Genomic DNA, 7,895 nt, shown 5'->3' with positions numbered 1-7,895 from the left:
ACTAGTTTGTAGGCTACCGTTTCAATCAAGTCCTCAGTTGTTTCCTGAAACCAAGCCGTCCACTGCTGACACAGTTCTCCATAATGGATAGAGGCTGTTAAATCCAAATCTGTCGCCGCCTTGGTCATATCATAGGATAGGATTGCGGAAATAACAAACTTCTGCCCCAATTCTTTCTCACTAGGAAAAAGACCATGATAGGCAAAAATTTCCAAATCCTTAATCTGTAGTTGATCCATAATGATTCCTTTCTAGAAAAATCCGCCCAAAGCGGATTCTTTTTATAGTCCCATTAAACGATAAGCCTGGTCTCGGAGGTCCTTATCTGTTTCAAATAGACCACGAGCTACTGTCGTCAAGGTTGCAGTGCCTGGTTTTCTGACACCACGCATGCTCATACACATATGTTCTGCTTCAATGACAACAAAGGCTCCTTTAGCACCCAGATACTCCATCAAGGCATCGGCCACTTCGATATTCAAACGCTCTTGAATTTGTGGCTTTTTCGAATACACTTCAACCGTACGGGCCAGCTTAGACAAACCTGCCACACGGCCATCTGGGATGTAGGCAATGTGCGCTTTCCCATAAAATGGTAAGAAATGGTGTTCACACATGGTATGGAAAAAAATATCCTTTTCTACCACCATGTTATCATCAATAATCTCAAAGGATTTTGACAAATGTTCCTCCGCTGTTTGGCCAAGACCTGAGAAAATCTCTTGGTACATACGAGCCACACGAGCAGGCGTTTCCTGCAAGCCCTCACGGTTAGCGTCTTCTCCGACAGCCTCGATAATCATTTTTACTGCTGCTTCAATCTTTTGTGTATCCATTCTCGTTCTTCCTCTCCATCAGATAGGCTCTCACTTGGCTCAAGAAATACAAGGAACCTGTGACAATCCTAACTGTTTTTTTCTCTTCTTTTTTATCTGTCAATTTCTGCTCTAGAAAATCCTGCCAATCTTGATAGCTGAGATTTCTAGACTTAGCTGCCTCTTTCAGCACGCTTTCATCAGTCGCCCGACTATCGTCAAAATGTGTCAGGGTAAGTTCGGTATCTGGCATGGTCCCCAGCAAGTCCAACATATCCTCCAAGGCCTTGGTTTTGATACAAGTAAAGAGGATTTCCTTACGATAATTCGCAAAGCGTTCTTGCAAAGTTGCTAATAAAGCCTTGATAGCATGGGGATTGTGGGCTCCATCCAAAATCATCAAGGGTTCTCTTGACACGATTTCCAAACGCCCTGGCCAACTTGTTTCTTCCAAGGCTTGAGCAAGCAAGTGATTGCTTGCTAGTTCTCGACCTTCTTCTTGACAAAAATTATCAAGTAAAGCTATGGCCATCCCAGCATTCTCTATCTGGTGCAAACCCAACAGACCAGTCTGGAAGCGACCTTGTCTGACAACACTTGTATAGTCAAAGACTTCGCCTGTAACCATACTCTTTTGATGGCGGACCTGATAATCTGTCCCGTAGGCAAGTCTTGGCGCATCTTTCCCTTCCGCAATGCGGTCAATCACAGCCAAGGCTTCTGGAGCGATACGACCTGTCACCAAGGGAATTCCTTGTTTGATAATACCAGCTTTCTGCTCTGCTATGGCTTCCAAGGTGTCACCAAGTAGGGCTACATGGTCCAGTCCAATAGTCGTAATGCCTGTTAAAATGGGCTGGCAAACATTGGTACTATCTAAAAGTCCACCCATGCCCACTTCCATGATGGCCACATCTACTTGCTCTGCGGCAAAGTAGTCATAAGCCAGAGCTGTGATAATCTCAAACTCAGTTGTGCCCTGCAAATAGGCAGCCGCTTCCCCCTCCAGCAAAGACTCATAGTCCGCCATAAGAGATTCCAGTCTAGCCTCGGGAATAGATTCCCTATTGATGCTAATCTGGTCTGTATAATGAATGAGATAGGGCGAGCTAAACACGCCAACTCTCAGCCCTAGCTTTTCTAGCATATTTTTCAAAAAAGCAATGGTCGAACCCTTGCCATTGGTCCCTCCGATATGGATAACCTTGAGTTTGAGATGGGGATTTCCACGCAAGGCTAACAGTTCCACCATGCGTTCCAAACCAAAGTGCGGTTGGTCCGTCCGGTAGTTGGCAATCCACTGATTGTTTTGATTTTCGTTCATCTTACTTGTATTGTTTTAAATCTAGATTTTCCGCATCATCTGCCAGACGAATGGCGGAGGCAATTTCAACTGCCATCTTGTGACTAGCTACATCATGCACGCGCACCACTTCTACACCCTGTCTCGCAGCGATACTGGTTACATGAGCCGAAGCCGTGTCCCGATTGCGGAAACCGACTTCTGTCTCAGGATTGACTTCGAAGCCATTCTCCTCAAGGATATTGATGACAAATCGCTTGCGCGAAACACCGAGAAAGATAGGATAGCCCTGCTGATGTAGTTTATCCAGGTCCCGTAAAAGAATCAGATTTTCTTTCTTAGTCAGACCAAAGCCAATTCCTGGATCCAACAGGATATTCTCCTGTGCAATCCCAGCTTCCTCTGCTCTCGCTAGTGCTCGTTCAAAGAAAGTCTCCATCAACTCTTCGATTGGCAATTTTTCAAAGTTAGCTAACTCTTCCTCTGTAAAGCTTTCTCCAAATCCAAAACGAGGGAATATAAGCGAGCTAGGGTGATGAGGTCGAGCCATAACTGGATTAAACATGATGACCACTTTCGCTCCAGCCCTAGCTACCACATGGGCCATTTTTTCGTCACCCATGAGACCAGTGATATCATTGACTAGATTGGCACCAGCAGCCAAAGCAGCCTCTGCTACCTGACTCTTCCAAGTATCAATAGAGATGAGGACATTACTTTCCTTGCGAATCGCTTTAATCACTGGAACAACACGCTGGATTTCCTCTTCTATCTCAACATAGCTACTTCTTCCCGGCCGAGTCGATTCTCCGCCGATATCTAGCATACTAGCCCCTTCTGCTATCAATTTACGAGCCTGCTGGAGTGCCTGCTCAAGAGCAAAAAATTGACCACCATCCGAAAAGGAGTCTGGGGTTACATTGATAATTCCGCAAATAGCTGTCTTTGCATGATTGGCTTTACTTAACATATCGGTCACTCCCTCAAGACTTTTCACCATATTATTTATCTATTTTACCATAAAAAGAAAAAGATGGACACGATTGCATTCATCTTTTTCCCAGTAGAAACAAGTAAGCAATTGTCAAAAATCTTAAACAGAAATCCCTAATGTCCGACTTATGATCACCACAAGAGCCAACAAACAGAAAGCAACCCCATTCACAATCATGTGAAGTAAGATAGACATTTCCAAACGTTGGGTCTTGTAAGCCGTCCAAGATAGAACGATCGACATACCTCCATAAATCAATAAAGAAGGTAAATTACTTGGTTGATGCAATAAAGCAAACACAATCGCACCGACTACAAATCCCAAGTTCTCCTTGCCTCGGAAAATCTTTTTAGGAACAATTCCCCGGCACAAGATTTCCTCACAAATTGGAGCAAGCAAGGCCAACAAGAAAAAGCTAGAAATCAACGAACTATTCTGAACCATATCGTTAATCTGAGACTGGTTAGCTGTTGTCGTCTCATTTGATAGTTGTAGCAAGATAGAACCAAGTATATTTGACCCGATAATAACTAAATAACTCAAGCCCAAACGTGCCAAATCCTTCGCTCTAAAAAAAGAAAAATTAAAACTTGCTAACTGCGTTTTACGAGCTCCAATAATAAATAGTGCCAGAACTACAATCGAAATACCAGCAACTATCAGTCCTGACTGCAACAGTGGTACTGCATTTAAAGTTAAAATAGCAGTAACCCCTATAGGAATCTGATATAAAATTGTCGCCAGAAAAAAGATTAACAGCCAACCTGCACGATTCAATAATTCTTTCCACATATTTTTCTCTTTCATCACCTATCTCCTTTGTATTAAAAAAGGGGAAAAATCCCCCTGGGTAATCCTATTATAAGGCCATGCTAATGTAGTTAAGGATAAATAAGGCATCCAAAATCCAAATCATGACATGAACATCTTTAGCTTGACCTTTGACAAGCTTAGTCAAAGTGTAAGTCAAGAAACCAACTGCAATCCCTTGAGTGATAGAGTAGCTGAATCCCATAAAGATAGATGTGAAGAAGGCAGGAACCGCTTCAGCCATATCATCCCAATGGATATTTTTCAAGCTAGCCAACATCATAATCCCAACGATAATCAAGATTGGAGCTGTAGCGGCTGTTGGTACAATCGCTAGAAGTGGGCTAAAGAAGCTTGAAATTGCAAAACAGATTGCCACAACCAAGGCTGTCAAACCTGTACGTCCACCTGCACCAATACCAGCAGCAGACTCAACATAAGTCGTTACGTTTGAAGTACCGGCGATGGCACCAATTGAAGTACCAATCAAGTCTGAATAAAGAGCCTTGTCCAACTTAGCTGATTGGTGATTTTCACCATTTGTAGCTACGATACCAACTTTTTCACCAGTACCGATTAAGGTACCAATCGTGTCAAAAATATCTGTCAATGAGAAGGCAAGAATGGCCATCAGAGTTTCAGGCAAGCGAGCTGTATCTGAAATCAAAGCTCCCAAACCTTCTGAACCAAGAGCTGCACCAAAGACTGTCTTCAAGTCTTCAAAGGCTGAACCAACATGGTTATTAGCAAAATCGATGCTTGACAAATCTACCAAACCAACTGCGATAGCAAGAACAGTTGTTGTCAAGATAGAGAGGATAATTCCTCCTTTAATCCCTTTAATGACAAAGAAGATTGTGATAGCAAGTCCTGCAAGTGCCACCAAAACAGCTGGGTTATTAAAGTCAACCAATCCTGGAACTGCTGAAGAGTTTGCTGCAATCGTTGCTTTAGCTTTGTCAGCCCCTTCTCCTACAACAGTATAGTTACCTGGATCAATCGTAAATTTCAAAAATCCAGCATTCTTAATTCCCACGTAGGCAAGAAAGACACCGATACCAGCTGAAATAGCTGAACGAAGAGCATTTGGAATCGATTCAATGATCATTTTACGAACATTTGTCAAGGTAATAATCAATGAGATAATTCCACAGATGAAGACCATAGCCAAGGCTTCTTGCCATGAATAACCAAGCCCGAATACAACTGTAAATGTAAAGAAGGCGTTAAGACCCATACCTGGTGCTTGAGCATAAGGTAAGTTGGCGTAGAAGGCCATCATCAGGGTACCAGCAACTGCACCGATAATCGTTGCGAGGAATACACCCTGAGCAGGCATTCCTGTTTGCGAAAGAATTTGTGGGTTTACAAAGAGAATATAGCTCATTGCAAAGAAAGTTGTTAAACCAGCGAGAACCTCTGTACGAACGTCTGTACCGTTCTCTTTTAGTTTAAATAATTTGTCCATTATCAATCTCCTTTTAATTTTTACGAACAATAATAGAATTATATCATTTATCATTCACTTTTTCAATATCTTTGTTTGATTTATTTAAGAATTTGATGAAATTTCTTTTTTAGTTTCGAATCTGCTTTTCTGCCTGCTTTTTGTTATAATAGTAGACATCTTATCTGGAAAGACACTAGAAAGGTTTATATGACGAAAAAAATTATTGCAGTTGACCTGGATGGAACCCTGCTCAACTCAGACAGTCAGATTTCTGACTTTACCAAAGAAACCATTAAAAAAGTTACTGAAAAAGGCCATCAGGTTGTTATTACGACAGGTCGCCCTTACCGCATGTCAAAAGATTTCTACCGTGAACTAGGCTTAGATACTCCTATGATTAATTTCAACGGCTCCCTTACTCATTTACCAGACCAAGCTTGGGACTTTGAAAAGTGTTTGACTGTAGACAAAAAATATCTGCTCGATATGGTTCAACGTTCAGAAGATATTCAAGCTGATTTTATCGCTGGAGAATATCGTAAAAAATTCTACATTACAAATCCTAATGAAGAAATTGCCAATCCTAAACTATTTGGTGTAGAAGCTTTCCAGCCTGAAGATCAATTCAATCCTGAATTGGTAACCAAGGACCCTAACTGTATTCTGTTACAGACCAGAGCCAGTGACAAATATGCCCTGGCAAAAGAAATGAACGCCTTCTACCAGCATCAACTTTCTATTAATACCTGGGGTGGACCTCTCAATATCCTTGAATGTACCCCAAAAGGTGTCAATAAAGCCTTTGCTTTGGACTACTTGCTCAAAGTAATGAACCGCGATAAAAAGGATTTGATTGCCTTTGGAGACGAACACAATGATACCGAAATGCTCGCTTTTGCAGGGAAGGGCTATGCCATGAAAAATGCCAACCCAGGGCTACTCCCTTATGCGGATGAGAAAATTTCCCTGACCAATGACCAAGACGGGGTTGCCAAAACCCTGCAAGATTTATTCTTATAACCTATACTGATACTCAATGAAAATCAAAGAGCAAACTAGGAAGCTAGCCGTAGGCAGTACTTGAGTACGGCAAGGCGAAGCTGACGTGGTTTGAATTTGATTTTCGAAGAGTATGACCAGCTTGCGAGCTGGTCTTTGTGTTCTTTTCACAGTCTCATCAACCAGTTAATCGATTATTCTATTTTTTACTTCCAAAGCCTTGGAAAAGGCTTTCTTTTGTGATATACTTCACATATAAATACAAGAGAGCTCGTCACACTCGACTCTGTTGACACAAAATCAATCCAGTCCCGTTGTCCCTGTTCTCGGCCAATATCAAGGAGGATAGCTATGAAAGCTGTTGTTGTAAATCCAGAAAGCACTGGTGTTGCTGTTGAAGAAAAAGTACTCCGTCCACTTGAAACTGGAGAAGCACTTGTAGAAATTGAATACTGTGGTGTTTGCCACACTGACCTCCACGTTGCCCATGGTGACTTTGGTCAAGTACCAGGACGTGTTTTAGGACACGAAGGTGTTGGTATCGTTAAAGAAATTGCACCAGATGTTAAAAGTCTTAAAGTTGGCGACCGTGTCAGCGTTGCTTGGTTCTTTGAAGGATGCGGTACTTGCGAATACTGTACAACTGGTCGCGAAACCCTTTGCCGTACAGTAAAAAATGCCGGCTACTCAGTAGACGGTGGTATGGCTGAACAATGTATCGTAACTGCAGACTATGCTGTTAAAGTTCCTGACGGACTTGATCCAGCCCAAGCCTCTTCTATCACATGTGCTGGTGTAACAACCTATAAAGCTATAAAAGAAGCCAAAGTTGAACCAGGCCAATGGGTTGTTCTTTACGGTGCTGGTGGGCTTGGTAACCTAGCTGTTCAATATGCTAAAAAAGTATTCAACGCTCATGTTATCGCAGTTGATATCAACAATGACAAACTTGCCCTTGCAAAAGAAGTAGGCGCTGACATTGTTATTAACGGCCTCGAAGTTGAAGATGTACCTGGACTCATCAAGGAAAAAACTGATGGAGGTGCTCACTCAGCTGTCGTAACTGCTGTGTCTAAAGTTGCCTTCAACCAGGCTGTTGACTCAGTTCGTGCTGGTGGTCGCGTTGTCGCTGTCGGCCTTCCTTCTGAAATGATGGAACTCAGCATCGTGAAAACAGTTTTAGATGGAATCCAAGTCATCGGTTCTCTTGTAGGAACTCGTAAAGACTTGGAAGAAGCCTTCCAATTCGGTGCAGAAGGTTTGGGTGTGCCTCAAGTCGCATTGCGTGCTTTGGATGAAGCGCCTGCCATCTTCCAAGAAATGCGCGAAGGTAAAATTACCGGCCGCATGGTGATTGATATGAACAAAGAGTGCAGCTGCATTCATCACTAATCAAATGATTCCGTGACAAAAGGCCGTCTGAAACTTTTCAGACGGCCTTTTTATTGGATTGGACAACTTAAAGCGTAAAGCCGCTTTCAAATACGCGGATTTCTTTGCTGACAGGATCGGTGAACTCTATTT

8 protein-coding genes are annotated in these 7,895 nt (G+C 42.5%); 2 read left to right on the top strand and 6 right to left on the bottom strand.

Annotated elements, in window-relative coordinates:
• The 6 genes from folB to QZ565_RS06760 form a co-directional block, all read right to left on the bottom strand.
• Positions 1–239: dihydroneopterin aldolase (gene folB, locus QZ565_RS06785; RefSeq protein ID WP_295527349.1), on the bottom strand; the 239-nt coding region annotated here is incomplete at its 3' end.
• Positions 240–281: 42 nt separating this feature from the next.
• Positions 282–836: a GTP cyclohydrolase I FolE gene (gene folE, locus QZ565_RS06780; RefSeq protein ID WP_000380913.1), complete on the bottom strand. Its 555-nt coding sequence runs from the start codon at positions 834–836 to the stop codon at positions 282–284.
• Positions 817–2,139, bottom strand: a complete 1,323-nt coding sequence (locus QZ565_RS06775) for a folylpolyglutamate synthase/dihydrofolate synthase family protein (protein ID WP_295527345.1) — start codon at positions 2,137–2,139, stop codon at positions 817–819. The genes folE and QZ565_RS06775 overlap by 20 nt, the downstream gene beginning before the upstream one ends.
• A gap of 1 nt (position 2,140) precedes the next feature.
• Positions 2,141–3,118, bottom strand: coding sequence for a dihydropteroate synthase (gene folP / locus QZ565_RS06770; protein ID WP_295527342.1), 978 nt, complete (start codon positions 3,116–3,118; stop codon positions 2,141–2,143).
• A 93-nt stretch (positions 3,119–3,211) separates the two neighbouring features.
• Positions 3,212–3,919 (bottom strand): CPBP family intramembrane glutamic endopeptidase, encoded by a 708-nt coding sequence (locus tag QZ565_RS06765; protein WP_295527339.1) that lies wholly within the window; start codon positions 3,917–3,919, stop codon positions 3,212–3,214.
• Positions 3,920–3,971: 52 nt separating this feature from the next.
• Entirely contained in the window at positions 3,972–5,390 is a 1,419-nt protein-coding gene (locus QZ565_RS06760) for an NCS2 family permease (protein WP_295527336.1), read from the bottom strand.
• A 189-nt stretch (positions 5,391–5,579) separates the two neighbouring features.
• Here QZ565_RS06760 and QZ565_RS06755 point away from each other — a divergent pair, with 189 nt between their 5' ends.
• Together QZ565_RS06755 and adhP are read left to right on the top strand one after the other, a co-directional pair.
• Positions 5,580–6,392 (top strand): Cof-type HAD-IIB family hydrolase, encoded by an 813-nt coding sequence (locus QZ565_RS06755; protein WP_295527333.1) that lies wholly within the window; start codon positions 5,580–5,582, stop codon positions 6,390–6,392.
• A 330-nt stretch (positions 6,393–6,722) separates the two neighbouring features.
• Positions 6,723–7,763 carry an alcohol dehydrogenase AdhP gene (gene adhP, locus QZ565_RS06750; RefSeq protein ID WP_295527330.1) on the top strand — a complete coding sequence of 347 codons (1,041 nt, stop codon included), beginning with the start codon at positions 6,723–6,725 and terminating at the stop codon, positions 7,761–7,763.
• Positions 7,764–7,895: the final 132 nt, after the last annotated feature.

Source organism: uncultured Streptococcus sp. (genome assembly GCF_915066115.1).
In the GTDB taxonomy this organism is placed as follows: Bacteria; Bacillota; Bacilli; order Lactobacillales; family Streptococcaceae; genus Streptococcus.
The sequence above is the reverse complement of the archived record's forward strand: the minus strand, read 5'-3'. Positions and strand labels throughout refer to the sequence as shown.